Genomic DNA, 24,489 nt, shown 5'->3' with positions numbered 1-24,489 from the left:
CAAGCATCTATGCAGCGCACAGCAACCACGGCGCACCGCCCGGCGATACCCGACTGGCAGAAAGAAGCCACTATTCTTCGCTGGCCCTTGAATCTTCGCGGCGAAAGAACAAGGGTGGAAGTCCTAGGGCATTTCTCTGAGTGAAGGAGCCTGGACCATGACGAAGAACATTGACGAAGTTGAACCTCCCGAAGCAGATAATGGGCAGCACGCAAATGCTGTGCTGGAAGCATCCCCGCATACCGCGCCGATCCCGGTGCACATGCACATTGCCGAGGACGACACCGACGAGCAGATCACCGCGAAGCTGCGCCGGCAGGGCGTGCGCCTAGGCAAGGGCGGGATCGCCCCTGCGGTCTTCTGGCCGGCGCTGCTGGTGATCCTGGCTGTGGCGGTCTTCGCGATCCTCGCGCCCAACGCGGCGGACACGACTTTCAACGCCGTGCAGAACTGGATCGTAGCCAACCTGGGCTGGTACTACATGCTGATCATCGGCGGCTTTGTGGCGCTGGTGATCGCCATCGGCTTCTCCAAGCTCGGGCGGATCACCTTGGGCAATGACGGAGAGAAACCCGAATTCGGCCTGTTCAGCTGGTTCGCGATGCTCTTCGCCGCCGGCATGGGCATTGGCCTGGTCTTCTACGGGGTCGGCGAACCTCTGATGTACGCCACCGTGGATCCGAAGCCGGGTTGGGAAGGCAGCGAATCGGAGCTGGCCGGACTGGCCATGGCGCAGACCTTCATCCACTGGGGCCTGCACCCGTGGGCCATCTACGCGGTGATCGGCTTGGCTTTGGCCTACGCGATCCACCGCCGCGGCCGCCCGGTGTCCATCCGCTGGGCGCTGGAACCGATCCTGGGAGATCGGGTCAAGGGCTGGCTGGGCGATGTGATCGACGTGCTGGCCATCTTCGGCACCGTCTTCGGCATCGCGACCTCGCTGGGCTTGGGCGTGCAGCAGATCAGCTCGGGACTGCAATCCATCGGGCTGGTGGAGTCGGTGGACAACACGCTGCTGGTCGTCCTCATTGTCGTGATCACTTTCCTGGCCACCATGAGCGTGGTCAGCGGCCTGGGCGCCGGGATCAAGTGGCTGTCGAATATCAACCTGTCCATGGCCGGGCTGCTGATGATCAGCGTGCTGCTGCTGGGCCCGACGCTGTTCCTGTTCCAGAATTTCGTGCAGTCCCTGGGCGTGTACCTGGCCAATTGGATGAACATGACCTTCGACGTCGGCGCCTTCCAGCAGGGTGAGGAATCGGCCACCTGGTTCTCCAGTTGGACGGTCTTCTACTGGGGCTGGTGGATCGCCTGGGCACCGTTCGTGGGCATCTTCATTGCCCGCATTTCGCGCGGGCGTACCGTGCGCCAGTTCGTCACCGGCGTGCTGCTGGTGCCGACCATAGTCGGTTTCCTCTGGTTCTCGGTCATGGGCGGGTCGGGGCTGTACCGCCAGTTCTTCGGCGCTGGGGACATGGTCCAGGACGGGGCGGTCTCCGCGGAGGGCTCGCTGTTCCAGGTGCTTGAAGCCTTGCCGCTGGGTTCGATCCTGTCGGTGGTGGCGATCTTGCTGGTGGCGATCTTCTTCATCACCTCCTCGGACTCCGGCTCGCTGGTGGTCGACATGCTCGCCTCCGGCGGGCACCCGAACCCGCCGACCTGGTCCAGGGTGCTGTGGGCGGTGCTCGAAGGCGTGCTGGCCGCTGCCTTGCTGGTGGCTGGCGGGCTGCAGACGCTGCAGGCCGGTTCGCTGGCCACGGCCTTGCCATTCAGCATCATCATGATCATGATGTCGGTGGCCACGATCAAGGGGTTGCGCCATGAAAGCCGGGCCTTGGAAGTCATCGAGCAGAAGCGCCGGCTGGCGCGGGTCACCGAGCACGTCTCCGATGAGCTGTGGGGCGCCTTGGACGAGCAGCCCGAACTGCGCCGCTACGTCGATGACCGTATCGACTACCGGGTCTCGCGCACGCGCGGGATCTTCGGCAAGCGCGTGGAATCAGAAGCAAAATCCCGGCACGTGAAGCCAAGTGACGACTAGGTCCGGGACCTGACCCCCGATGCCTTGCCAAGCAGGGCATCGGGGTGTGAGGATCAAGGTGACAAGCACTATCCACTGGCCGCGGTCCGTCACCGCGGCGGGAAGCAGAGGGGTTGTTCCATGGACCAGGAGTCGATAGTCATCGTTGGTGCCGGGCTTGCCGCCGCCAGTACGGTGGCAGCACTACGCGAGCGGGGACATGCCGGCCCGATCACTCTGATTGGCGAGGAATCGCACCTGCCCTATGAGCGTCCGCCCCTGTCCAAGGGCTTCTTGCAGGGCAATGACAAGCCAGAAGACTTCACCGTGCATGACGCGCAGTGGTACGCAGCACAGGAGGTCACCCTCCGGCTGGGAACCGCCGCAATCAGCGTGGAGACCGGCAAGCAGCAGGTGATGCTGGCCGATGGCACCGCCGTGGATTACGGGCAACTGGTGCTGGCCACCGGTTCGCGGGCCAGCGTGGGCGGGGACTCGCCAATGCCCGGTTATGACCTGCCCGGGGTGCATGTGCTGCGCACGCTGGAAGATGCCCAGTCGCTGCGCGAAAAACTGGTCGAGGGTGCCCAAGTGGCCGTGGTCGGCTCGGGCTGGATCGGCATGGAAGTGGCCGCCACAGCCCGCCAACGCGGAGCCCGGGTCACCGTCTATTCACCGTCCGAGGTGCCGTTGGCCAAGGTTTTCGGAGAACGCTTCGGGAACCACCTGCTGGAGCTGCACCAGTCCAATGGAGTGGATGTGCGCACCGCACGCGTGCAGGGCATCGAGCAGGTCGACGGGCACCTGCAAGTGCTTTCGGATGCCGGCTCATCGCGTGCCGATGTGGTGCTGCTGGCTATTGGTGCCAAACCCAATCTGCAACTGGCCGAGACTGCCGGGCTGGCAGTGGATCACGGGGTGGTGGTCGATGCGTCGCTGCGCAGCAGCAACTCCAAGATTCTGGCCATCGGGGATATCGCCCAGGCGTTCAATACCAAGCTGCGCGCCCAATTGCGCGTGGAGCACTGGGACAACGCGATCCGCCAGGGCAAGCTGGCGGCCGCGACGCTCACCGGTGCCGACGCATCCTATGACTGGTTGCCGTATTTCTTCACGGACCAATTCGATCTGGGAATGGAATATGTGGGGCATAATTCCCCAGATGACGTCTCGGTAGTCCGCGGCAGCATGGAAAGCGGAGAATTCTTGTTGTTCTGGCAAGATGGCGAGAAGATCACCGCGGCGGCAAACGTGAATATCTGGGACGTCAATGATCGCCTGCGTGAGCTGGTGGGCAAGACGGTGCCAGCCGCCTCGCTGGCGGATCCGGATATCGACCTCGGTGATTTATAGGATTTTACTAAGCAGCAAGTGACCCTCCAAGAAAGTAGGAATAGCTGATGAGCATCATGGTCATGGGCGTGGAGCCGGGGATGTCCCCGGCAGTATTGGCCGCGGCGGCTTCGCTGGCGCGCGGCCTGGATGCGAAATTGGTGTGCATCCATGCCGACTCCGGACGTTTCGTCACCGACAAGCTTGCCGAAGGAAACCTGCTGGCTTCGGCTGCTCCGCTCTCCGAGGAACTCGCCTGGGAACTCAACTCGGTGGTTACCGGTGTCGAGCTTGAAAGCTACACGGTGGCCGGCGACCCGGCCAAGGTGCTCGCTGCCGTTGCCGAACAGCTCGATGCGCAGATGATCGTCGTGGGCACCCGGCGTCCGGGGATCCGCAATAAGATGGCTCAGCTGGTCGAGGGATCAATCGCCGTGGCGCTGGCCCATAAGCAGCACCGCCCGGTCCTGGTGATTCCACAGCAACCTTCCGAAGAAAACGAACTGCCCTGGGACTAGGCGGCTGACTTCATCTCGAAGTACAAGTCCAGATGCAGTTTGCAGCCCGGATTGAACAGTGCCTGACAGTTCGGGCAGGAACTGGTTTCCAGATATTCTGCGGGGCTCAGCTGCGTGCTGCAGACTCCGCAGAGCACCGCCGGTTCATCGAACCTGTCTGCCGGCCACGGCTCTGTCTGGTGATCGGCGAGCTCGGCATGGCAAAGGTGGCAGGGGTAGAAGGTCGCGCAGCAATCGTGCTTCAGCGCGATCACATCGAAGAGCGAGTGGTAGTGGGCGCACCGAGTTTGCCCATCCATGCGCACGCCTCGCAATGCTGCAGGGTGCGCCGGGTTTCCCCATTTCTTCATATGGATCCTTTCAGATAACCGTGATCGGGTGTGCAAATATGCACGCCGAATGTGCACAATCCGTGTCCCACTATGCCTCGTTTTACCTATCTTTCGCGATGTGATCTAGGCCATACTCGCTGATGAAGCTGGTTCCAAAGGGGGTACTGGCGTGGGCGGAAGGAACGCACAGTGGCAAGCGAAACGTCATCGAAGGCCGAGCGCAAGGGATTGCGCCGGGTCGTAGCAGCCTCCATGGCTGGCACCGTCGTCGAATGGTATGAATTCTTCCTCTACGCGACCGCGGCAACCCTGGTCTTCAACAAGATCTTCTTCCCGGATACCGGCAACGATCTGGATAACATCATCAAGGCCTTCCTGACCTACGCGGTCGGTTTCATTGCGCGCCCCATCGGCGGCATCGTCTTCGGCCACTTCGGCGACAAGTACGGGCGCAAGCACCTGCTGCAGGTGGCGATCGTGCTGGTCGGCGCAACCACCTTCCTGATGGGCTGCCTGCCCACCTTCGACTCCATCGGCTATGCCGCACCGATCCTGCTGATCGTGCTGCGCTTCGCCCAGGGCTTCGCCGTGGGCGGGGAATGGGGAGGCGCGGTGCTGCTGGTGGCCGAGCACGCGCCGAACAAGGAACGCGGCTTCTGGTCCTCCTGGCCGCAGGCCGCAGTGCCGGTGGGCAACCTGCTGGCCACCGTGGTGCTGCTGGTGCTCTCGGCAACGCTGAGCGAAGCGGCCTTCCTGGCGTGGGGCTGGCGCATCGGCTTCTGGCTCTCGGTGGTGATCGTGGTCGTCGGCTACTACATCCGCACCCGCGTTTCCGATGCCCCGATCTTCAAGGAGGCCAAGGCTGAGCTGGAGCAGAACGCGGCTGCCGGCTACGGCGTGGGCGAAGTCTTCAAGCGCTACCCGCGCGGGGTGTTCACCGCCATGGGCCTGCGCTTCGGGGAGAACATCATGTACTACATGGTGGTGACCTTCTCCATCACCTACATGGCCACCCAGCTGGACATGGACACCTCCACGATCCTTGGCCTGATGCTCATTGCCCACGTGATCCACGCGATCCTGGTGCCGATCGTCGGCCGTTTCACCGACACCCTCGGCCGCCGCCCGGTCTACGCCACCGGCGTGGTGCTCATGGCCGTCTGGGGCGTGGCGGCCTTCCCGCTGTTCAATACCGCCAATGATGCGGTCATCCTGGCCACCATCGTGCTGGGCTTGGGTGTGCACGCGCTGATGTACGCCGGGCAGCCGGCCATCATGGCCGAGATGTTCCCGACCCGCATGCGCTACTCGGGCGTCTCGCTGGGCTACCAGGTCACCTCCATCGTGGCCGGGTCCATGGCCCCGATCATCGCCACCTTCCTGCTCAAAGTCTACGGATCCTGGGTTCCGGTGGCCGGCTACATCGTGTTCGCCGCCCTGGTCACCCTGGTGGCGGTGTTCTTCATGAAGGAAACCAAGGGGCTGGACCTCGGCGAGATCGACGAGGCGGACCGGCTGGCAGTGAACGGCGAAAATGCCGTCCGCGATGAACTGAAGATGCAGAAGTAAGCCGCAAGATCCAGCACGACGCCGAAGGCCAGCTCCACGCACGGGGCTGGTCTTGGGCGTGTTCAGTGGCCTGCGGGCGGGCCATCGGCTTGCGCCGCCGTTGCCGATCTGCGAGTCTGGCAGCCAAGAAGGGTGGGGTTTTGGTGGACGTCACTGTCCCCAGCATGATGCGATTGCGAGGTGCACGGGCAGATGGGAATCGAGTACCTGTTGGCGTTCCTGTTCGGTATTGGCTTCGTTGCCGCTTGCGCTTCATACGGGCGGCGCCGGAGCAGCAAGAAGAATAATGAAAAGTAGCCAAGTTTGCCGTTGGGGTTCGGCATGAAGCGGTGCAGGCTGCATATCTTCGGTGCCAGCGGCAGTGGCACCACGACCCTCGCGCGCGCCGTGGCCGATGCCTGGTCCGTGCCGCATGCCGATAGCGACGACTACTTCTGGGTTCCGACCGATCCTCCATACCGCGAGCAGCGTGCGCCGGCTGCCCGAACCATGCTCATGAACCAGGTCTTCGTTCCGCGCAAAGCCTGGGTACTGTCCGGATCAGTGCAGGGATGGGGAGAAGAAGTCCTGTCGCAGTGCGATGCCTTCGTTTTCCTGGCGCTGGATCCCCAAGTGCGCCTGCGCCGTCTTGCAGAACGCGAGAAGCAGCGCCTGAGCGGGCAATCCCTGGAACTCGGAGCCCTGGAACAATTCATGGCGTGGGCAGCTGGCTACGATGACCCGGACTTCAGTGGACGCAGCCGCGCCCGCCATGAGGCCTGGCTGGAGAACGAAGTCCGTCCGGTGCTCCGGCTGGACAGCGCCCGATCAGTGGCGCAGCTGCTGCAAGCCATCGTGGACTGGGAACCGGACGGGCCACGGTGAACGGCGCCTAGCCGGGGGACAAGTTGTACGCCGGGAATGGCGGGATGAACCAGTCGCCGGCGGTGGCTGCATCATTGAGCGCGCGCACCGTTTCCTGGACCGCGCGGCTGCGCAAGGCTTCTTGGCGTCCCACCAGCCAGTACTCGGACTGGTAGGTGAACTGGTCATGGAGCACCGGAACCATATTCGGGTAGTGCTCCGAGAGGAAAGTGGGGAGCAAGCCGATGCCTGCATGGTTCATGGTGGCCGCATATTGCACCGCGATGCTGGTGGAGGAAATCGCGCGGTGCATTGGCGGCAAGGCGCCGGTGGCCTCGTCGAGCTTGTCCACCGTCAGCGCGGTGTCGATGTAGTAGTTCAGGCTATGCCCGGCCAGATCGGCAACCTGTGCCGGGGTGCCGTGGGCTTCCAGGTACTCGGCCGTGGCGTAGAGCCGCAGCTCGTAATCCAGGAGTTTTGTGGAGGCCGCCTTGCGGACGCTGGGTTCGCCAATGACAATCTCCAAATCCATGCCGGTCCGCGTCTGCCGTGCACGGGTGGTTTCCGAAACGATCTCGAAGACCAGTTGCGGATGCTTTAGCTGGAGCTTTGCCAGGGCCGGAGCCGCCAGGTGGGCGCTGAAGGCGTCGGGAGCGGCGACGCGCACATGGCCGGCCAATGCACCGGTCTCCTTCTGGGAGCCGATGGCTTCCACGGCCTGCTCGATGGCTTCCGCGCTGGACATGGCCCGGCGCCCCAGGTCCGTCAGTTCCCAGCCGTTGGGAGAGCGCGTGAGCAGGTGGCCGCCCATGGCTTTTTGCAGTGCGTCGATGCGACGGGAAATCGTCGAGTGGTTCACCCCGAGAACATTCGCGGCGGCGGTGTAGCGGCCCAGGCGCGCAACGGTCAGCAGGGCAATGAGGGATTCGAGATGGCGGTAATCGATCTGACGGTCCATGGTCCACAGTCTGCCATGCCTCGTGTGCGCTAGCGCACACTAGGCCTGCGCAATTGGCGTGCCCAAGTGCATTGAGTCTGGCACGCCGCGCACCCTACGCTGGCCTGACAAGGACAATACTCAAGGACGAGGGGTGTGCAGATGAGCACGTACGCATGGATTGGCCTGGGCAACATGGGCGGACCGATGACCGCGAATCTGGTGGCCGCAGGGCACACCGTGCGCGGCTACGACCTGGACGAGCAGGCCTGCGCCGCCGCGGCCGACGGCGGAGTACAGATAGCCGGATCGATCGCCGAAGCCATGGACCAGGCCGACGCCGTGTTCACCATGCTGCCCAAGGGAGAGCACGTGCGCGCGGTCTATGAGGGTGACGCCGGCATTTGGGCCAACGCCAGCAAGGACATGCTGCTGCTGGATTCCTCCACGGTGGACATCGAGACTTCCCGCTACATCCACGCGGGCTCCGCGCAGCGCGGCCTGCACTTCGTCGATGCCCCAGTCTCCGGCGGCATCTCCGGAGCCGCGGCCGGAACCCTGGCCTTCATGCTCGGCGGGGCACCAGAACTGATGGAGCAGGCCACCGGATTCATCGCCCCGATGAGCGGGAAGACCATCGTTGCCGGGGGCCCCTCCATGGGCATTGCCGCCAAGATCTGCAACAACATGATGCTGTTCATCGACCTGATGGCCAGCGCCGAAGGCTCCCAGCTAGCCGAGGCCCTGGGCCTGGACCCGGAAGTCTTCTGGCAGATCGCCTCGGTCTCCTCGGGACGCTCCTGGGCGCAGCAGACCTGGTACCCGGTGCCGGGCATCATCGATACCGCCGCGGCGAACAACAACTTCGAGGCCACCTTCCGCACCGACTTGGCCCGCAAGGACATCGGGTTGGCCCTGGACGCGGGCGCAAGCACCGGGGTGCAGCTGCCGGCAGCCAGCTTGGCCCGCGAGCACTTCGACGAACTGATCGAGCAGGGGCTGGGCGACAAGGACTGCTCGCTGATCGTGAAGAACCTGCTGCCAGAAGGTGCCGTGCGCGGGTGGAACCCGGAGTCGGCCGAAGCCAACCAGCCAACCGCGGGCTGAGCATGCGCCAGATCCATGCCGCGGTGCTTGAGCGCCGGGAGAACCAGCGGCCCTATGCCAAGCACCGGCCGCTGGCGATGCGCCAGCTGCAGCTCGAAGAACCCGGGCCCGGCGAAGTGCTGGTGCGCATCACCGCGGCCGGACTGTGCCATTCGGACTTGTCGGTGATCGACGGGAACCGGCCGCGTCCGCTGCCGATGGTGCTGGGCCACGAGTCAGCAGGCATCGTCGAGCAGGTGGGTGATGGGGTGGATCTGGACATCGGCCAGCAGGTGATCTCGGTCTTCCTGCCGCGCTGCGAGAAATGCGAAGCCTGCGCCAAGGGCGGCAAGCTGCCGTGCAGCGCCGGCACCGCGTCCAACGGTGCAGGGACCCTGCTGACAGGCGCTCGCCGGTTGGCCCTCGATGGCCAGCCGGTCCATCACCACCTCGGCGTCTCGGCCTTTGCCGACTATGCGGTGATGGATGCGCGCAGCCTCATCCCGGTGGGCGCGGACGTTCCTGCTGAAGTGGCCGCGGTGCTGGGCTGCGCGGTGCTCACCGGCGGCGGTGCACTGCGCAATGCCGCCGGGGCAACCGGCGCCCAGGATGTTGCCATCGTCGGCCTGGGCGGGGTAGGCATGGCCGCCTTGCTGGTGGCCGCGGGGCAAAGGAGCACCGGCAGTATCCTGGCCGTTGACGCCAATGAGGACAAGCTGGTCACCGCGCTGGCCTTGGGCGCCGATGAAGCCTGCACGCCGCAGGCCCTGGGGCAGCGCACCGCCGAAATCGTGATCGAGGCCGCGGGGCATCCGCGTGCCTTCGAAACCGCCTTGCAGGCCACCGGCGTGGGCGGAACCCTGGTGACCGTGGGGCTTCCGGCTCCGGGCGCGATGAGCAGCATCGAGCCCCTGGGCCTGACCGCAGGTGCGCGCACGATCATCGGCAGCTACATGGGTTCTGCCCTGCCCAAGAAGGACATTCCCTACTACGAGCAGCTCTGGCGCTCCGGCAAGCTCCCTGTGGAGAAACTCGTGGAAACCAGGCCGCTGGCCGAGGTCAACGACGCCCTGGATGCACTAGCCGAGGGACGGTCGGTGCGCCAAGTTCTGCTGCCCTGAAATCAGGGCAGAAGGCCAGTAGGATTGGTGGGTGACTGATTCCACTGCGGGGCCCCGTGCCCTGGCAACGCTGACTGACATCCGGGTATTCGATTACCTTTGCCAAGCCCCGGCGACCCGTACCCAGATCGCTGCGGATCTGGGGATCTCCAAGCCCACCGCATCACAGGCGATCTCGCGCCTGCAGGAGAACGGCCTGGCCTCGTCCATCGAGCGGGACAACGAGCCCAAGCGCGGCCGCGTTCCCGAGCACTATGCGCTGGACAGCGGCTTCGGCCACCTGCTGGCACTGTGCCTGCAGGCAGAATTCCTGCAGGTCCGCGCCACCGACTTGGCCGGAAAGACGCTGGTGGACCGCTTCTACCCGCTGACGGCGCAAACCACCGCCGCGCAGGTAGAGCAAATGGGAGCCCGCGAGATCTCCCGCGTGGCCGCTGAGCTCGGCTCCCCATTGCTGGCCGGGGCCGTGAGCCAGTCAGCCCCGGTGCAGCGCGATGGCGGGCTGCGAGTCCTGGCCACCCCGATTTTCCCTTCCTCCGGGGCCAACCTTGCCGGCCAGTTCGCCGGCGGGGTTCCGGTGCTGCTGGATAACGACGTGAATTGGATGGCCCTGGCCGAAGCCGGGGAGCTGGCCGGTTCCTTGATGATGATCTACATCGGTTCCGGCCTGGGCGCAGGCCTGGTCATCGACGGTGCGCTGCACCGCGGCAAGCACGGCACCGCCGGCGAGCTGGAGACCCAGCTGGTAGGCACCGCGAACCTGCGCGATGCGCTCGGCGAGGCCGGGATGTTCCAGACCCGCGTGCTCTGGGAAAAACTGGCCGATGAACGGAACTGGCCAGCCTTCCTGTCCCCGTTCGGCCGTGTCCTGGCCAACCTGATCGGCTTCGTCGATCCGCAGCGAGTGGTGGCCATCGGCCCGGGGCTCACGCCTCAATTGTGCGCGGCGCTGGAAAGCGAACTGAACAGCTTGCTGCCCAAACCGGTTCATGTTCAGCTTTCCACCTTGGGAACGGAGGCCGCGGCACGCGGCGCTTTGGCCGGCGCCCGGGAGCTGGCCTTGGCCAACTTATGGGAAAACTACCGGGTACGTTGACCGAAGTGATCCAAGCTATATATTGTAAAGAGTCCTTAAAATTTTATTTTCTTCACCGGGGAGACCACTGATGGCACCATCTGACGCATCGGCATCCACGTCGCAGTTCGCTGCCATCGGCCTTGATCTGGGCGGCTCGTCGATCAAGTACGGATTGGTTGGAACCGACGGCAAGCTTGTTGAGAGCACCTTCAGCAAGGCAGCTACGCCTGAGGGCGCGCATCCGGATGCTGTCGCCCAGGTGATGGCGGGCATCGTTGCCGACCTGCAGGAGCTCACCGGCGACGAGCTGGCAGGAATCCCCGCTGGCGTCACCGTGCCTGGCATCGTCATCGACGGCGTCGTGCACTCGGCGGCCAATATCGACAAGGCCTGGATCGGCTTGGATGTCACCGCTACCTTCAGCGCGATCCTGGGCCGTGACGTCTTTGTTCTCAACGATGCGGATGCCGCCGGCGTGGCCGAGGTCTACGCGGGTGCCGGAGCCGAGCAGGGCAAGCCGGTCAAGGGCAGCACCTTGCTGCTGACCCTGGGCACGGGCATCGGCTCGGCCTTCTTCCGCGACGGCGTGCTGTTCCCGAATGTCGAATTCGGCCACCTCGAAATCGACGGATTCAATGCCGAGAGCAAGGCCGCCGCGCGAGTCATGCACGAGGAAAACCTCAGCTGGGAGCAGTACATCGCCCGCCTGCAACGCTACCTGTCCCACGTGGAATTCCTGTGCAGCCCGGATTTGATCATCATCGGCGGAGCGATCTCGGAAGACCACGAAAAGTTCCTGCCGCAGCTGGAACTGCGAGCCAGGATCGTGCCTGCCCAATTCAACAACGCCGCCGGGGTACTGGGCGCTGCGCATCGCGCGCTGAAACCCGGCAACTAGGAACCTATGCATACGATTGACCCGAAGGCCCAGATCAAGCTCGTCGCCGTTGACATGGACGGCACTTTCCTGGACGGCGAAGGCAAGATCCCCGAGGCCTCGTGGGCTGTGATCGACAAGCTCCAGGCCCGCGGCATCAAGTTCGTGCCGGCTTCCGGGCGCCAGTTCGCGACCCTGCGCGAGCAGTTCGCCCCCTTGGGGGAGATCGCGATCATTGCCGAGAACGGGACCGTCGTGATGCACGGCGAGAATGAGATCTACTCCAACATCATCGATCCGCCATCGGTAGCCGCCGTGATCCAGGCCGTGCGCGGGCAAGCCGCGCTGGACGCCGGATTGGTGCTGTGCGGACGCCGCACCGCCTATGTGGAGCGCGCCGATGAACGGTTCGCCAGCGCCGTGGCCCCGTACTACCGCGCCGTGCAGGTGGTTGACGACCTGGCCCAGGTCGAGGACGAGATCATCAAGATGGCCGTCAACGTCGGCACCGGCGCCGTGCAGGCAATGGCGGCAGCGCTGCAGGTGCCGCTGCAGGTGGTGATCTCCGGCAGCCACTGGGTGGATGCCATGAACCACGGCGTGCACAAGGGACTGGCCCTGGCAGCGTTGCAGGACAAGCTGGGAATCAGCGCGGATGAAACGGCAGTTTTCGGCGACTACCCCAATGACCTGGAAATGATCAAGGCCGCCACCTACTCCTTCGCCATGGCCAATGCGCATCCGGTGGTGGCAGAAGCCGCGAACTTCACCGCGCCTTCCAACCTCGAGCACGGTGTGCTGCAGGTGCTCGGCGCCTACCTCGATGGGCGTACCCGGCTCTGAAGCCACGGTCAAGATACCTCTTGGGGCGGATGCCGGCGGCGGCCGATTCCCGCTAGGCTCGGGGCATCGAGTGAACCCGCTGGGTGCTATTGGGCAAAAGGGGAACGAGCCATGGAATCGCCAACAGCCATCATGGGCGCAGTCCTGGTGCTTATCGCGTTGATCGGTTGCGGGGTTTTCGATCGCAAGCCCAAGGGCTAGCGTTCGGGCGGAACTGCACGGGCCGGGGTCCGGGTGGAGGTTTTTCGTTCACCTGGACCCCGGCTTTTCGCGTTGGCTAGTTGCCCAGGTAGTGGCGGATTCCCGCCAGGGCTGCCCGTACCCCCGAATCCAATGCGCCACGGTATTCGGGCAGGAAGAACGGGGAGTGGTTGCCAGCCGGTGCTGGATCCTGCGGGTCGGCACCGCCGAACATCCAGAACACGTTCGGCACGCCGATGGCATCGCCCAGGGAGCCGAAGTCCTCGGACCCCATGAGCGGCGGCACTAGGCGGACCTGCTCCTGCCCGAATTCCCCGCGCAGTGCGCCCACGACGTTGCCGGTCTGCTCCGGGTCGTTGTACAGCCGAGGGAAGGTGTAGAGCTGCTCGATCTTCGGCTGCGGAGCTCCCGAGGCCTGCGCCTCGGCATCGATGATGCGGGTGACCGCATCCAGCACCTTCTCGCGGACCGGTTCGGTGAGCGTGCGGATGTTCAGCGTGAGCACCGCAGTGTCCGGGATGATGTTTTCCTTCAGGCCCGCATGGAACGAGCCGCAGGTGACCACGGCGGAATCCAGCGGATGCACTTCGCGCGAGGTGATGGTCTGCAGCCGGGTGATGATATTGGCTCCCAGGACAATCGGGTCGATGGAATCCTGCGGCTGGGAACCATGGGCCTGCTTGCCGTAGAGGGTAACCTCCAGCGAGTTGGCCATCGCCATCGCCGATTCCGGGGTGATGTGGATGATTCCGGTGGGGAAGGGGAAGACATGCTGGCCGAGGACTGCTGATGGCCGCGGAGCCCGCTCCCACAGGCCATCGGCGAGCATGGCGGCGGCTCCGGCGCTGGTTTCCTCGCCGGGCTGGAAGATGAACACCACGGTGCCGGCCCACTGGCCGGTGCTGCGGGCCAGCACGCGGGCCGCGCCCAGGGCGCTGGCCACGTGGGTGTCATGGCCGCAGCCGTGCATCACCGGCACATCGGTGCCATCAGCCAGCAAGCCCCTGGCGGTGGAGGCGTAGTCCACCTTGGTGTCCTCGGCGATGGGCAATCCGTCGCTGTCGGCGCGGAAGGCCACCACTGGCCCCTCGCCGTTGCGCAGGATGCCCACCACACCGGTGCCGCCGCAGCGGAAGTGCTCGATGCCCAGGTCTTCGAGCCTGGACTCGATGAACGCTGCGGTGTTGTGCTCCTGCATGGACAGCTCCGGGGTGCGGTGCAGGTGCAGGTAGTCCTCGTGCAGGGTTTGGGTTTCGGTTTCGGTGAGCCCGAAGGTGTTCAGCATGGAATGATCCTCTAGCTTTCTGCGGTGTAGATTTTCTTGCGGTCGCGCAGGACCCAGGAGAAGACGATGGAGCTGATGACCACGATGGCGGTGGCGAACATGCCCACCGCTGGTGCCGCCGGAACGACCACGAAGTTCATGGCCAGGGCCAACGCCAAAGCGATGATGGTGGGGCGCAGCGACTTCATTGCCACGATGCTCTGGACCAGTACGGCACCCATCAGCGAAGGCAGGATGTACAGGCGGGCCACCTCGATGACTTCGAGGGGGATCAAGGAAACCAGCCAGGTGCCCAGCAGGCCGACGAACAGCAGCAAGCTGGTCAGGTGGACGGTTGCTGCACCGCAGATGGCCATGACCGCGGCCAGGTCGCCGCGCTTGGATCCGGGCTTGGCGCCAATGGTGGACTGGGCCACGATCGCCGCCGGAAGCAGCTTATTGGAGATGTTGCCGATCATGAACGCCTGGTACATGGCTGCCGAACCGAGGATGGGGAAGTAGGTCAGCGGTTCGACGATCCACAGCACGCCGAAGGTTGCACCCACGGCGAGGAAGGCGACCCAAATCATGGACGGGGTGATCTGCAGGCCGCTGAAGAAGGCGATGTAGATCGGGCCGATCAGCGAGAGCACCAGTCCGATGAGCATGGTGATCGAGCCGTAGCGCGACGTCTGCTTCTCGAATCGCGCCATTGATGCGTCGGCGCCGGTCAATTGGGGTGTCGTAGTCATGATTGGTCCTTAGGCGGTGTGCAGGAAGTAGGCCGCGACGATGGAAACGACGATGGAAATGCCCAAGGCCCATTCCTTGAGCCATTTGATGTTCAGCACCTTGGCCAGGTACAGGCACAAGCCCATGCAGGCTGCGGAGATTCCCACCAGAATTGCGTGGATGCTGGATTTCGGCAGTTCGGCAATGGTCAGTGCGGAGAACGCGCCGAGCAGGGCCGCGGTGGGGATCAGCGCCATGATTGCCGGGTTGCGCTTGGACATGGACGCGCCGCCCTTTTTCAGCAGCGGGGTCATGATCAGCGTGCAGATCATCCACATGGCGCCGGACAGGCTCATGGCCAAGAAGGCGACTCCGAAGACCTGCTGGGTGTAGCTGCCGCCACCGAGGGACGCACCCATGGTGCTGGCCGCGATACTCGCAGAACCGGTTTCAGCCGCGGCGGAGCCGATCAGGCCGATGCGTACCAGGACCGCGGGTGTGCCGAAAAGGGCCAGCAGTGCGATAGCTACCAGGACCACCGCCAGGGACGGGCCGATGGACGCGACCATGCCGGCACGGAAGGATTCCTTGACTTCGTTGAGCGGCATGTCCACATGCGGAGCTGCCTTCTTCGCCGCCCGCGAATACAAGATGCACTGCACGAAGATGACAGCGAAGACACCCAGCGCGCAAAGCCAGAGGACCGGCGAGTTGGCCAGAGCCCAGATGTCGGTTGATCCGGGATCACCTGCTGCCATGACGAGTTGCGGATTCATGAGTGCTCCTTGGGTTGGAAACAGTGGATGTGAGCTGGATCTCTATCGAGTACCAACGATCCGGGATTAGAATGTTTCTGGCAAGATATGAATTGATTAGCCATAAATCTGGCCAAATCCTCCAAAACACCCCAATTGCACGAGTGGAACTTGGGAATTTAGACGAAATAATCTGAACTTTTTCCATATGAATTGCAGTGGTACCGGCGCCATGCGGCGGTTGTGGCCTGAAAGCAGGAATCATGTCCGATTTAAGCATCCTCAGCGACCTGGAACGGCAAATCATCGTCGCCTTGCAGGTCGACGGCCGCGCGACTTGGCGCAAGATCGCCCGGGTGATTGGCGAACCGGAACGTACCGTTGCCCGCTACGGTTCAGCCCTGCTCGAGCAGGGGAAGGTGAAGATCGCGGCTATTGCCCATCGCGCCGGCGCCGTGATTGCCTCGGTGAGCTGCGCGCCCGGAACGATCCCGGTAGCCAGCCAAGCGCTGTCCGCGCGAACCGACACCAGCTTCACCTATATGGTCACCGGTGAAAGCGACGTCGTCAGCGAACTGCACTACGACGGCGGGTTGCAGGACATCCTGACGTTGCAGCTTCCGGCCACCCCGGGCCTGAGCAATATCCAGATCTACCCGATCCTGAAATACTTCAAGACCATTCGCGCATGGCGCGGCGGGGCACTGAGCAATGCGCAGGAAACGGCTTTGGCCCCCAGCACCGGAGGGGAACTGACCACGTGGAACCCCGTCGGAGAGCTGGGGGACAGCGATCACCTCATCATCGACGTGCTGCGCAAGGACGGCAGGGCAAGCATCGAAACTATCTCGCGCCAAGTGCGCCTGAGCGAAACCTCGGTCTCCCGCCGGCTGGATTGGTTGCTGCGCGGCGAGCACATCTCCATTCGTGCGCTGGTTGATCCCGCGCTGATGGGATTCAAGGTCGAAGCGCTGCTCTGGGTCCAGGTCTCCCCGGCCCATGTGGATGCGTTGGGGACCCTGCTCACCAGCCTGCCGCAGGTGAGGTATGTTGCCGCGGTGGCTGGCGATGCCCAATTGCTCGTGGACGTCACGGTGCCAACCCAGCGGGATCTCTACGAATTCATTGCCAAGACGAAATGGGGCGAAATGGTCCAGCTGCGCACCTCGATGGTGCTCGGTGCCCGCAAACGCGGCGGTCAGCTGGCCGGCGCCTGAACAGGCCGGCGGATAAGGTGTTCAGCAACAATTCACCGGTTTTTCGCTCCCGCAGCCGAAGGGGGCCAGCGGCGGTAAACGCAAGGTGAACACTTCCCCGAAAGGCGATAATAATGCGTAATATCGTCTCAACGGTTCGGAACCGCTTCGGAAGTGGCATAGTCTCACGATACCGGGCGGCATGGCTTCGCTCGCGCTGTTAACAACCAGTTAACGCTGCAGGGGTGAAAGGAATACCGGCAACCGTGAGCAAGAGGTTGACCTACGGGACGAACCAGGGAACGGCTACGCCTGAAAGCGCGTGGCGCAAACGCAAGGACGCGTGGGAGCACTTGGGCTATGTGCTCAGCGAGATCTCTTCTGAATACCAGGAGGAAGACCGCCGCACGGAGCACGAACTGGAGGCCGGCCGGTTGCTGGGGCTGCTGGCAGCCATAGAACCGTACTGGGCGAATCCCGGCATCGAATATTTCAACGAGGTTTCCCGGCTCATGTCCGGCGGGCAGTACGAAGATGCCATGAAGCTGGTCTACCAAGCGAACCAGACCTTCAGGACGCTGACCCAGTACATTGACCTTGAAGGCCATGACGAGGCGGAACAGGATCCATCCCAGCTGGGTAACGGTGCACCTGGCAACGCCAGGGTGCAGGCACCGATGGTGGAAATCCTGCTGGTGGATAATGGCCCGGTGGAGGAGATTGAGCTTTTCAAGGAAGAAATCGCCGAACAGCGCCAGCGCACCGATCCGTTCCACTACAACTTCGTGGTGGTGCCCAGCGTGGAAGATGCCTTGGCCGCGATCCTGATCAATCCCGGCATCCAGTCCGTCGTGCTCACCGCACGCTTTGATGTGCGCACGCGCCGCCGGCTTTCCTCGACGCTCAAGAATTTCATTGCCCGGCGGATGGAAGGCTATTTCCAATCCACTAGGCAGATCCAGGGCCTGCTGGATCTGGAAAACATCCTCGATCAACTGCGCCCCGAAGTCCCGGTGTACCTGATCGCCGGGGTCGCCCTGGAATCGATTGCCCACGAGATCACCGGGCGTTTCCGCCGGATCTTCTCGCGCAATGACCGGATGGATCTGCACCTGTCGATTGTCTCGGAAGTGCTCGAACGCTACCAGACCCCGTTCTTCAACGCGCTGCAGAAGTACGCCAAGCGGCCTGGCGGGGTCTTCCACGCCATGCCGATCTCCCGGGCAGGTTCGGTGCAGAACTCCCCATGGGCCAGGGACCTGGTGGACTTCTATGGCAAGAACCTGCTGCTGGCCGAAACCTCGGCCACCTCCGGCGGGCTCGATTCCCTCCTGGACCCGCAAAGTTCCATCAAGAAGGCCCACGAGCTGGCGGCCCGGGCTTTTGGCAGCCACCGCACCTACTTCGTCACCAATGGCACGTCGACCGCCAACAAGATCGTGCACCAGTCGATTCTCGCTCCGGGGGACATCGTGCTGGTGGACCGCAACTGCCACAAGTCCCACCACTACTCGCTGGTACTCGCCGGGGCGAACGTCAGCTACCTGGAGGCCTACCCGCTCAACGAGCATTCGATGTACGGGGCGGTGCCGCTGGAGGAGATCAAGGGACGGCTGCTGCAACTGCGCCGCGAGGGCCTGCTGCACAAGGTCAAGATGCTGACCTTGACCAACTGCACCTTCGACGGGATCATCTACGACCCGCGCCGGGTGATGGAAGAATGCCTGGCCATCAAGCCGGATTTGGTGTTCCTCTGGGACGAGGCCTGGTTCGCCTTCGCAGGATTCCACCCGGTGTACCGCCAGCGCACCGCCATGACCGTGGCGGCCGTGCTCGAAAAGCAGCTGCAGACCGCGGATTACCACCAGCGCTACGCCGCGCAGCGTGCGGCCCTTCCATCACCGGGCACCGTGGAGCACCCGGAGAATGACCAGGCCTGGCTGGACACCCGGTTGATTCCGGATCCGGAGCAGGTCCGCTTGCGGGTGTACTCCACCCAGTCCACGCATAAGACCCTGACCTCGTTGCGCCAGGGCTCGATGATCCACATCTACGACCAGGACTTCGCGGTGCGCAACCTCAACGCCTTCCGCGAGGCCTACATGACCCACACCTCCACCTCGCCGAACTACCAGATCCTCGCTTCGCTGGATATCGGCCGCCGCCAGGCCGAGCTGGAAGGCTACGCGCTGGTGCAGCGCCAGGTCGATTTGGCGCAGTCGATTTCGCGGGCCATGGCGCGCAACGAGCTGCTGGGCAAGTATTTCAAGATCCTGCACTCGACGGACCTAATCCCGCAGAAGTACCGCCGGTCCACCACGCAGAACCCGGTGCGCGACGGCCTGGCAGCCTGGGACGAAGCCTGGGCAGAAGACGAGTTCGTGGTGGACCCCTCACGCCTGACCTTAGACATCAGCCGCACGGGCGTGGACGGGGACACATTCAAGCACGAGTACCTGATGGATGGGCATTCGATCCAGGTCAACAAGACCAGCCGCACCTCGGTGCTGCTGATGACCAATATCGGCACCACCCGTTCGGCCGTGGCGCACCTGATCGAGGTGCTGGTGAAGATCGCGGAGGAACTGGACCGCAAACGCCGCCTGGATGGGAGAGTGCTGGCGCTGGGCAAGAAGCCTGCGGCCGAACAGATTCCGTTGCCGGACTTCAGTGCCTTCGCTCCTGAATTCGCAGGAGGCGGTGGAAGCGGGGACATGCGCTCGGCCTACTACCTGACCTACCAGGACCCGGCGACGCATTTCCTGTCCTCCGCGCAGATCCGCACCCAGCTGGTGAACGGAGAACGCGTGGTGTCGGCGGTATTCGTCACCCCGTACCCGCCGGGATTCCCGGTGCTGGTCCCCGGCCAGGTCATTACCCTGTGCATTCTGGATTACATGGACCGATTGGACACCCGCGAAATCCACGGTTACCACCAGGATCTGGGCTACCAGGTGTTCACCTGCGAAGCCCTGGAACAGATCGCGGCGCAGCAGCCCTGAACGGGTTGAGCGGCTTGCCTTGAACGCAGCTTGCGAACCCACCCGGCATCCCCGGGTGGGTTCCGGCTTCCGCGGCGAAGAACGCTGCACGCAAGAACAGTTGCCGTCACGACCCGAAAGGCCCTGATTCGCGCACCGAATGCGCAAATCAGGGCCTGAATCGTAAGCAGCCCTAAGGCTGTATTTTCCGTCCGGCCAGATGCGCCGAGATCGCCTCGAACGCACGAATGGTCGGGAACAGCTTGGAAGCATCCTGCGGCAGCGGCCAGCTGGAAAGCTTGACCGCGACCAGCTTGGTCGCCGGATCCATATAGATCATCTGGCCATGGATGCCCAGGGCCACCGCGGCCCCGGTGGCAGGGTTCGGGAACCAGATCTGGTTCCGGTAGTGCCCGCCGGGCATCATGTTGTCGCCCGGGGACTGGGCGAACGCCTGGACCAGCGCGGGATCGGTGGCGAAGGTGTCGGCGATCCATGCCTCGGAGAGAACCTGCTTGCCGGTCAGCGCACGCCCGCCATTGATATAGAGATGGCCGAAACGCGCCAAATCGCGCAGGCAGGCGTTGAATCCGCCGTCGAACATTCCGGTGCCGAATTGGTCAACGCCCATCACCAGATCCTGCTGGGCACCGAGCTTGGACCAGACATAATCCGAAAGCAGTTCCTGCAGCGGGGCGCCGCCGGCGGCTTCCAGCACCCAGCCCAGGGCGTCGGTCTCGCAGGAACGGTATTCGAAGACCCCGCCGTGCGGTCCCTTGGCCTGCAGGGTCAGCAAGAACTCGTACATCCCGATAGGCCCGATGCCGCCACGCGACGGGGCCCAGCCGATGGCCTCCTCCAGCTGGCGCACCTCGGCATTGGGATCCAGATACTCTTCGGAGAATTTGATCCCGGAGCGCATATCCAGCAGGTCGCGCACCCGGGCGCCGGCATAGCCGCTGCGTTCCAACACCGGCACGTAGGTGGCTACCGCCTGCTCGGCATCAAGCATTCCGGCGTCCACCAGCGCCCCGGCCAGGGAACCCACCAGGGTCTTGCTGACCGACATCAGCAGATGATCGGTCAGCGACGTCATGGTGTTGTAGTACTTCTCCCAGAGGATCCGTCCATTGTGCATGACCAGCACGGCGTCGGTATTGGTCGCGTGCATTACCCCGCGCACGGTCAGCGCCGGGTCGGTAATGCTCGCCTTGGCCACTTCTAGTTTGCCCAGCTTCTCCTCGGCCAGGTGCAGCCTGACGATCGGGCCATCGCCGCGCGAAACCTTCACGGTGGGATGGATCCTGGCGATGTTCTGGAATGAGCGCTTGATATTCTGCGGGTACTGCCAGGTGGCGATGTTCAGCGCCTTGCTGGGAGGACCTGCCAAGTTGGCCGCCATGTGCCCGGCGGCATCAGTCGCTTCAGTTGCCATGCTCTGATGGCGGAACGTCAATTCCCTTGTATTGGGATCGGATGCAGGAGATGAAGTGCTTGGCATCGATGCTGAGCTTGGTTTTCTTCTTGCCTTCGTACTGCAGCTTGGCCTTGGTGACCAGGACCCCAAGATCGGCTCCCTTCCATCGGTAATCCTCTACGCCGTAGATGCGCAGGAAGAATGCTTCCTTGTGGGTCTGCAGCTGGTGCCAGTCCAATGCGGAACGGGAAAATTGCAGCTTGCCGCGCGAGTCGAGGTAATAGTTTCCGGTGCGTGGGGCATGGGTGATGTACTGCAGGATGTCATCGGTTTCCTTGATGATCATGTGGCTCCAGACATCAGCCCCGCTCATCTCTTCCCAGCGAGCATTGATCTCGTCAACGTCCAGCTCGAATTCCACATCAAGGAATTCAAGCAGGTGGAAGAGGAACAGCGGCACGTCGGCATAGGCTCCGGCGGTGACGTTGGTGATGGCGCTGGCCCCGGAGATGCGCGGGTTCAGTTCGCCCAGGTACACCTCGTCGGTGTCGGTGTCCACCAGCACGTCCACCTCGAAGAAGCCGCGGTAGCCGGTGTCCTTCAGACCGTTGCCCACCTTGCGGACCAGATCGATGGCGCGCGAACGCTGCGAGTCGGTGACCACATCCGGGTGCATCTCATTGCCGCACCAGCCGCCCTTGTACGGAGTCAGTTCCTTGTAGCCGGCCAGTTCGGTCAGGATCGGCCCCACCACCGTGCCGCATTCGGTCAGCACTGCCTCAACGGCTACCGGCTGGTTGTTGATGCGCTTCATGATCTTGAGCTGTTCGCCGATGATGTTCTTGGCATGCGCCTTGAACTGCGCCTTCGAGTCGATGAAGAAGGTCGTCTTGCCCGAATCCCCGTAGGGGGTCTGGACCACCAGGTCCTTGCCCAGGCCGGCTTCCCCGGCCAGTTCCATGAGCTCGTCGTAGTTATCGGCGGTGCCCAGCACGTTGGGCACCGATGGTGCGCCGGCGGCATTGCCCAGCTTGGTGGTAACGATCTTCGAGTCCAGTTCGGTGCGCAAGGCGGCCGAGGGCAGGATCAGGTCGTAGCCCAGTTCCTCGCAGATTGATTCGGTTTCCTCGTCGAAGAAGACCATCGCGATCTTCGGCCGGGGACCGCCCGGGGTGCACTGGGAATCGATGTATTCGCGGACCTCGGAGTTCTCCAGCAGCCAGTTGTTGATCTCTTCGGCGCTCTGGAAATCGACATAGGGCTTCTCGGCGGGGGTGAAGACCCGCGGGTGGTGGCCGTCCCAGCCGTCGTAGTAGGTGATGTAGCTGAATTTGCGGACCCATCGGTCAAGGCCCAGCAGATTGACCGGGGTGGCGCCGAGGAAGAAGATCGGAGTGGTATTGGTGCGGAAGAAATGGCGAACTTCGCTCATGTTCTTCAGCTTGCGGTCCATGCGCAGGACCTTGGCCGGGAGATTCTCGGGTTCGGACTCGTTGTAGGCCGCGTCGACGGCGACGTTGGCGCTGAGCTGATCGGTAACAACGCGCGCCTTGTGGCGCAGCTTGTCCAGATCGCTGGGTTTGGGCATGCGGTGGCGAGAAGCCGGGGCGTGGGCTTCAAGAATGTTGGCCATGATGTGGAGATGTCCTTTGAAACTGTCCGAAGAAGGGCGGTTGCACGGCACAATGCGTGACAGTTTCATGCTCAGCGCTCATCGTAAGCACCGGCACACGTTCTGCTTAACGCGTGGTGAACATTGAGCCCGCCCCCGCCGATGCGGCCTGTGACTTGGGATGCAACGGCAGGTTCGCGCTCAAAGCTAGGTAAAGGTTACTCCTTATTGCGGTAACTGGCGGCTGCTAGCCAGACACCGTCGATGCGAAATCCAGCTGCTGGAATTCGAATCCGGCCTGCTGCAAGACTTCGCTGGTGACCTTGCGGCCGGTCAACGCGACCCGGGCATTGGATCCCATGACCGCGGCGCCGATCTTGGGCAGCACCGACCCGGTGGGCAGGCCAGGCAACCCCGCGATGGATCGCAAGGCGGCCATGACCTCGGCATTGCGCAGCGGCTTCGGGCTGGCGGCATGAACCAGACCGGCAGGGATGGAGGGCTCTTCGAAGCCGAGCAGGCAACGGATCAAGCGCAGCCAGTCTTCCAGCCCAATCCAGCTGAACCATTGCTTGCCGTCCCCCAGCGGACCGCCCATGCCGGTATTCACCAGCAGGTTCAGCGGGCCAAGCAGGGGAGCATCGGGGTGCATCACCAGCGAGGTGCGCAAGAGATAGCGCTGCTCGGCGTTGACCGCAGCTTCGGCGAAGGCCTGCTCCCATGCCGAAGCGACCCCGGTCATTTCCGGCAGGGCGCGCTGGTCGCTGGGCACGGGGCTGGACTCGGTCAGCTCTTCCTCGCCGGCGTCACCGAAGATGGCGGTGGTGCTGGCCTGGATCCAGGTGGCCAGCTGGGGCGCCGAGGCTGCGGCTTCGGCCAGGGTCTTAGTGGAGGCCACGCGCGAGTCGGTGAGCGCTGCGATGTTCTCCGGGGTGTTGCGCTTATCGACGCGCTCGCCGGCCAGATTGACCAGGTGCACCGGGTTCTTGCTGGACAGCGCACGGGCCCAGGGCCCCTGGTGCACGCCATCCCAGCTGTACTGCTCGGCAGGGAAATCATTTTCCGGGTTGCGGGTCAGCACCAATACGGAAATGCCGCGGCAGACCAGATCGGCGACGAGGTTGCGGCCAAGGAATCCGCGACCGCCGGAGATCACCACATGGGCATCGCGTTTGCGGTGCGCACCCGGGGCGATGATCCGGTACAGGCGGGCCGCCGCGATGGCGAAGTCCTTGCACAGGGCGTTGGCCACGGTGAATTTGAAAGCGGTGGTGCCCGGGCCGTTGAGCTCAGCGGTGAAGTGCAGCACGGATCCGTGCTCATGGGGCTCTACCTGCCAGCGCAAGACCATTTCACCGGCCGGCTGCGGCTGGGTGAACTCCACCATGAGGGTGTCCTGGTTGCGCCGGGTGATGGAGCCCGAAGGCGCGGTGCTGCGGTGCAACGGGCCGAAGAATTTGCCCGGCGGCAGCAGGTCCACCTTGGTGCCCACGCCGCGCTGGTCGTCATGCACGACGAAGCCGTCGAAGCTCTTCATCCACTGGCCGGTCTGCGACAGGTTGCCCACGATCGAGTAGACGGCCTGCGGGCCAGCGGCCAGGAACTGCGACTCGGTGCGCTGCCAGTGCGTGAATTTACTCGTGGTGCTCATCTTGGAATAGTTCCTTCCAGCTCGGTTTCTCGGGCATAGCTCTAGGCTACTGTGCCCGGTGCACTTCGGCAGGATAGACATCGAAGCCTGCCTGAACTGTTACACCAGAGTCCGGGAACGGGAA

20 protein-coding genes are annotated in these 24,489 nt (G+C 63.6%); 12 read left to right on the top strand and 8 right to left on the bottom strand.

Features of this window, described 5'->3' with window-relative positions; translation table 11 throughout:
* The first annotated feature begins 157 nt into the window (after window positions 1-157).
* The 3 genes from ACIQTS_RS12050 to ACIQTS_RS12040 all read left to right on the top strand — a co-directional run bounded on the left by ACIQTS_RS12050 (window position 158) and on the right by ACIQTS_RS12040 (window position 3,870).
* Window positions 158-2,041 carry a BCCT family transporter gene (locus ACIQTS_RS12050; protein ID WP_402473520.1) on the top strand — a complete coding sequence of 628 codons (1,884 nt, stop codon included), beginning with the start codon at window positions 158-160 and terminating at the stop codon, window positions 2,039-2,041.
* 120 nt (window positions 2,042-2,161) lie between these two features.
* Complete coding sequence (locus ACIQTS_RS12045) at window positions 2,162-3,373, top strand: NAD(P)/FAD-dependent oxidoreductase (RefSeq protein ID WP_402473519.1); 1,212 nt, start codon at window positions 2,162-2,164, stop codon at window positions 3,371-3,373.
* Between the two features lie 47 nt (window positions 3,374-3,420).
* The gene (locus tag ACIQTS_RS12040; protein ID WP_402473518.1) at window positions 3,421-3,870 is read left to right on the top strand and encodes a universal stress protein; all 450 of its coding nucleotides are present in this window, start codon (window positions 3,421-3,423) and stop codon (window positions 3,868-3,870) included.
* Here the strand turns inward: ACIQTS_RS12040 and ACIQTS_RS12035 are convergent.
* A complete protein-coding gene (locus ACIQTS_RS12035; RefSeq protein ID WP_402473517.1) occupies window positions 3,867-4,220 on the bottom strand; it encodes a CHY zinc finger protein in 354 nt (117 codons plus the stop codon). The genes ACIQTS_RS12040 and ACIQTS_RS12035 overlap by 4 nt on opposite strands.
* Window positions 4,221-4,391: 171 nt before the next feature.
* On the opposite strand from ACIQTS_RS12035, the gene ACIQTS_RS12030 reads away from it, so the two are divergent.
* Both ACIQTS_RS12030 and ACIQTS_RS12025 read left to right on the top strand, forming a co-directional pair.
* Window positions 4,392-5,771 (top strand): MFS transporter, encoded by a 1,380-nt coding sequence (locus ACIQTS_RS12030; RefSeq protein ID WP_332731453.1) that lies wholly within the window; start codon window positions 4,392-4,394, stop codon window positions 5,769-5,771.
* A 321-nt stretch (window positions 5,772-6,092) separates the two neighbouring features.
* Entirely contained in the window at window positions 6,093-6,635 is a 543-nt protein-coding gene (locus ACIQTS_RS12025; protein ID WP_402473516.1) for a hypothetical protein, read from the top strand.
* Between the two features lie 7 nt (window positions 6,636-6,642).
* Here ACIQTS_RS12025 and ACIQTS_RS12020 read toward each other — a convergent pair whose 3' ends face one another.
* Complete coding sequence (locus tag ACIQTS_RS12020) at window positions 6,643-7,572, bottom strand: LysR family transcriptional regulator (protein ID WP_400289537.1); 930 nt, start codon at window positions 7,570-7,572, stop codon at window positions 6,643-6,645.
* 141 nt (window positions 7,573-7,713) lie between these two features.
* Here ACIQTS_RS12020 and mmsB point away from each other — a divergent pair, with 141 nt between their 5' ends.
* The 5 genes from mmsB (at window position 7,714) to ACIQTS_RS11995 (ending at window position 12,556) form a co-directional block, all read left to right on the top strand.
* On the top strand, window positions 7,714-8,658 hold the full coding sequence (gene mmsB / locus ACIQTS_RS12015; RefSeq protein WP_402473515.1) for a 3-hydroxyisobutyrate dehydrogenase: 945 nt from the start codon (window positions 7,714-7,716) through the stop codon (window positions 8,656-8,658).
* Between the two features lie 2 nt (window positions 8,659-8,660).
* Window positions 8,661-9,758 carry an alcohol dehydrogenase catalytic domain-containing protein gene (locus tag ACIQTS_RS12010; protein WP_402473613.1) on the top strand — a complete coding sequence of 366 codons (1,098 nt, stop codon included), beginning with the start codon at window positions 8,661-8,663 and terminating at the stop codon, window positions 9,756-9,758.
* A gap of 31 nt (window positions 9,759-9,789) precedes the next feature.
* Window positions 9,790-10,854, top strand: a complete 1,065-nt coding sequence (locus ACIQTS_RS12005; RefSeq protein ID WP_400289543.1) for an ROK family transcriptional regulator — start codon at window positions 9,790-9,792, stop codon at window positions 10,852-10,854.
* Window positions 10,855-10,924: 70 nt separating this feature from the next.
* Complete coding sequence (gene ppgK / locus ACIQTS_RS12000; protein ID WP_332727753.1) at window positions 10,925-11,734, top strand: polyphosphate--glucose phosphotransferase; 810 nt, start codon at window positions 10,925-10,927, stop codon at window positions 11,732-11,734.
* A gap of 6 nt (window positions 11,735-11,740) precedes the next feature.
* Window positions 11,741-12,556, top strand: coding sequence for a Cof-type HAD-IIB family hydrolase (locus ACIQTS_RS11995; RefSeq protein ID WP_402473514.1), 816 nt, complete (start codon window positions 11,741-11,743; stop codon window positions 12,554-12,556).
* A 277-nt stretch (window positions 12,557-12,833) separates the two neighbouring features.
* Here ACIQTS_RS11995 and ACIQTS_RS11990 read toward each other — a convergent pair whose 3' ends face one another.
* Genes ACIQTS_RS11990 through ACIQTS_RS11980 form a run of 3 tightly spaced genes read right to left on the bottom strand, consistent with a single transcriptional unit; the run spans window position 12,834 to window position 15,529 of the window.
* Window positions 12,834-14,042 carry an amidohydrolase gene (locus tag ACIQTS_RS11990; RefSeq protein ID WP_402473513.1) on the bottom strand — a complete coding sequence of 403 codons (1,209 nt, stop codon included), beginning with the start codon at window positions 14,040-14,042 and terminating at the stop codon, window positions 12,834-12,836.
* Between the two features lie 11 nt (window positions 14,043-14,053).
* Window positions 14,054-14,773, bottom strand: a complete 720-nt coding sequence (locus ACIQTS_RS11985; RefSeq protein ID WP_400289550.1) for a hypothetical protein — start codon at window positions 14,771-14,773, stop codon at window positions 14,054-14,056.
* A gap of 9 nt (window positions 14,774-14,782) precedes the next feature.
* Window positions 14,783-15,529 carry a DUF5058 family protein gene (locus ACIQTS_RS11980; protein WP_400289551.1) on the bottom strand — a complete coding sequence of 249 codons (747 nt, stop codon included), beginning with the start codon at window positions 15,527-15,529 and terminating at the stop codon, window positions 14,783-14,785.
* A 242-nt stretch (window positions 15,530-15,771) separates the two neighbouring features.
* Between ACIQTS_RS11980 and ACIQTS_RS11975 the strand changes: the two genes are divergently transcribed.
* Entirely contained in the window at window positions 15,772-16,725 is a 954-nt protein-coding gene (locus ACIQTS_RS11975) for an Lrp/AsnC family transcriptional regulator (RefSeq protein WP_400289553.1), read from the top strand.
* A 245-nt stretch (window positions 16,726-16,970) separates the two neighbouring features.
* A complete protein-coding gene (locus ACIQTS_RS11970; RefSeq protein ID WP_402473512.1) occupies window positions 16,971-19,706 on the top strand; it encodes an aminotransferase class I/II-fold pyridoxal phosphate-dependent enzyme in 2,736 nt (911 codons plus the stop codon).
* 172 nt (window positions 19,707-19,878) lie between these two features.
* On the opposite strand, the gene ACIQTS_RS11965 is transcribed toward ACIQTS_RS11970, so the two are convergent.
* The 3 genes from ACIQTS_RS11965 to ACIQTS_RS11955 all read right to left on the bottom strand — a co-directional run bounded on the left by ACIQTS_RS11965 (window position 19,879) and on the right by ACIQTS_RS11955 (window position 24,365).
* The gene (locus ACIQTS_RS11965; RefSeq protein ID WP_402473511.1) at window positions 19,879-21,120 is read right to left on the bottom strand and encodes a serine hydrolase domain-containing protein; all 1,242 of its coding nucleotides are present in this window, start codon (window positions 21,118-21,120) and stop codon (window positions 19,879-19,881) included.
* Entirely contained in the window at window positions 21,110-22,735 is a 1,626-nt protein-coding gene (locus ACIQTS_RS11960; RefSeq protein ID WP_402473510.1) for a biotin carboxylase, read from the bottom strand. Before ACIQTS_RS11960 ends, ACIQTS_RS11965 begins: the two co-directional genes overlap by 11 nt.
* Window positions 22,736-22,961: 226 nt before the next feature.
* Window positions 22,962-24,365, bottom strand: a complete 1,404-nt coding sequence (locus tag ACIQTS_RS11955; RefSeq protein ID WP_402473509.1) for an NAD-dependent epimerase/dehydratase family protein — start codon at window positions 24,363-24,365, stop codon at window positions 22,962-22,964.
* Window positions 24,366-24,489: the final 124 nt, after the last annotated feature.

Source organism: Glutamicibacter sp. NPDC090743 (genome assembly GCF_044769125.1).
GTDB lineage: Bacteria > Actinomycetota > Actinomycetes > Actinomycetales > Micrococcaceae > Glutamicibacter.
The sequence above is the reverse complement of the archived record's forward strand: the minus strand, read 5'-3'. Positions and strand labels throughout refer to the sequence as shown.

Excerpts from the sequence above, each read along its gene's own strand:
- ACIQTS_RS12050 (WP_402473520.1), top strand. The coding sequence starts at position 158 with ATGACGAAGAACATTGACGAAGTTGAACCTCCCGAAGCAGATAATGGG.
- ACIQTS_RS12045 (WP_402473519.1), top strand. The coding sequence starts at position 2,162 with ATGGACCAGGAGTCGATAGTCATCGTTGGTGCCGGGCTTGCCGCCGCC.
- ACIQTS_RS12040 (WP_402473518.1), top strand. The coding sequence starts at position 3,421 with ATGAGCATCATGGTCATGGGCGTGGAGCCGGGGATGTCCCCGGCAGTA.
- ACIQTS_RS12035 (WP_402473517.1), bottom strand. The coding sequence starts at position 4,220 with ATGAAGAAATGGGGAAACCCGGCGCACCCTGCAGCATTGCGAGGCGTG.
- ACIQTS_RS12025 (WP_402473516.1), top strand. The coding sequence starts at position 6,093 with ATGAAGCGGTGCAGGCTGCATATCTTCGGTGCCAGCGGCAGTGGCACC.
- ACIQTS_RS12020 (WP_400289537.1), bottom strand. The coding sequence starts at position 7,572 with ATGGACCGTCAGATCGATTACCGCCATCTCGAATCCCTCATTGCCCTG.
- mmsB (WP_402473515.1), top strand. The coding sequence starts at position 7,714 with ATGAGCACGTACGCATGGATTGGCCTGGGCAACATGGGCGGACCGATG.
- ACIQTS_RS12010 (WP_402473613.1), top strand. The coding sequence starts at position 8,661 with ATGCGCCAGATCCATGCCGCGGTGCTTGAGCGCCGGGAGAACCAGCGG.
- ppgK (WP_332727753.1), top strand. The coding sequence starts at position 10,925 with ATGGCACCATCTGACGCATCGGCATCCACGTCGCAGTTCGCTGCCATC.
- ACIQTS_RS11995 (WP_402473514.1), top strand. The coding sequence starts at position 11,741 with ATGCATACGATTGACCCGAAGGCCCAGATCAAGCTCGTCGCCGTTGAC.
- ACIQTS_RS11990 (WP_402473513.1), bottom strand. The coding sequence starts at position 14,042 with ATGCTGAACACCTTCGGGCTCACCGAAACCGAAACCCAAACCCTGCAC.
- ACIQTS_RS11985 (WP_400289550.1), bottom strand. The coding sequence starts at position 14,773 with ATGACTACGACACCCCAATTGACCGGCGCCGACGCATCAATGGCGCGA.
- ACIQTS_RS11980 (WP_400289551.1), bottom strand. The coding sequence starts at position 15,529 with ATGAATCCGCAACTCGTCATGGCAGCAGGTGATCCCGGATCAACCGAC.
- ACIQTS_RS11975 (WP_400289553.1), top strand. The coding sequence starts at position 15,772 with ATGTCCGATTTAAGCATCCTCAGCGACCTGGAACGGCAAATCATCGTC.
- ACIQTS_RS11965 (WP_402473511.1), bottom strand. The coding sequence starts at position 21,120 with ATGGCAACTGAAGCGACTGATGCCGCCGGGCACATGGCGGCCAACTTG.
- ACIQTS_RS11960 (WP_402473510.1), bottom strand. The coding sequence starts at position 22,735 with ATGGCCAACATTCTTGAAGCCCACGCCCCGGCTTCTCGCCACCGCATG.
- ACIQTS_RS11955 (WP_402473509.1), bottom strand. The coding sequence starts at position 24,365 with ATGAGCACCACGAGTAAATTCACGCACTGGCAGCGCACCGAGTCGCAG.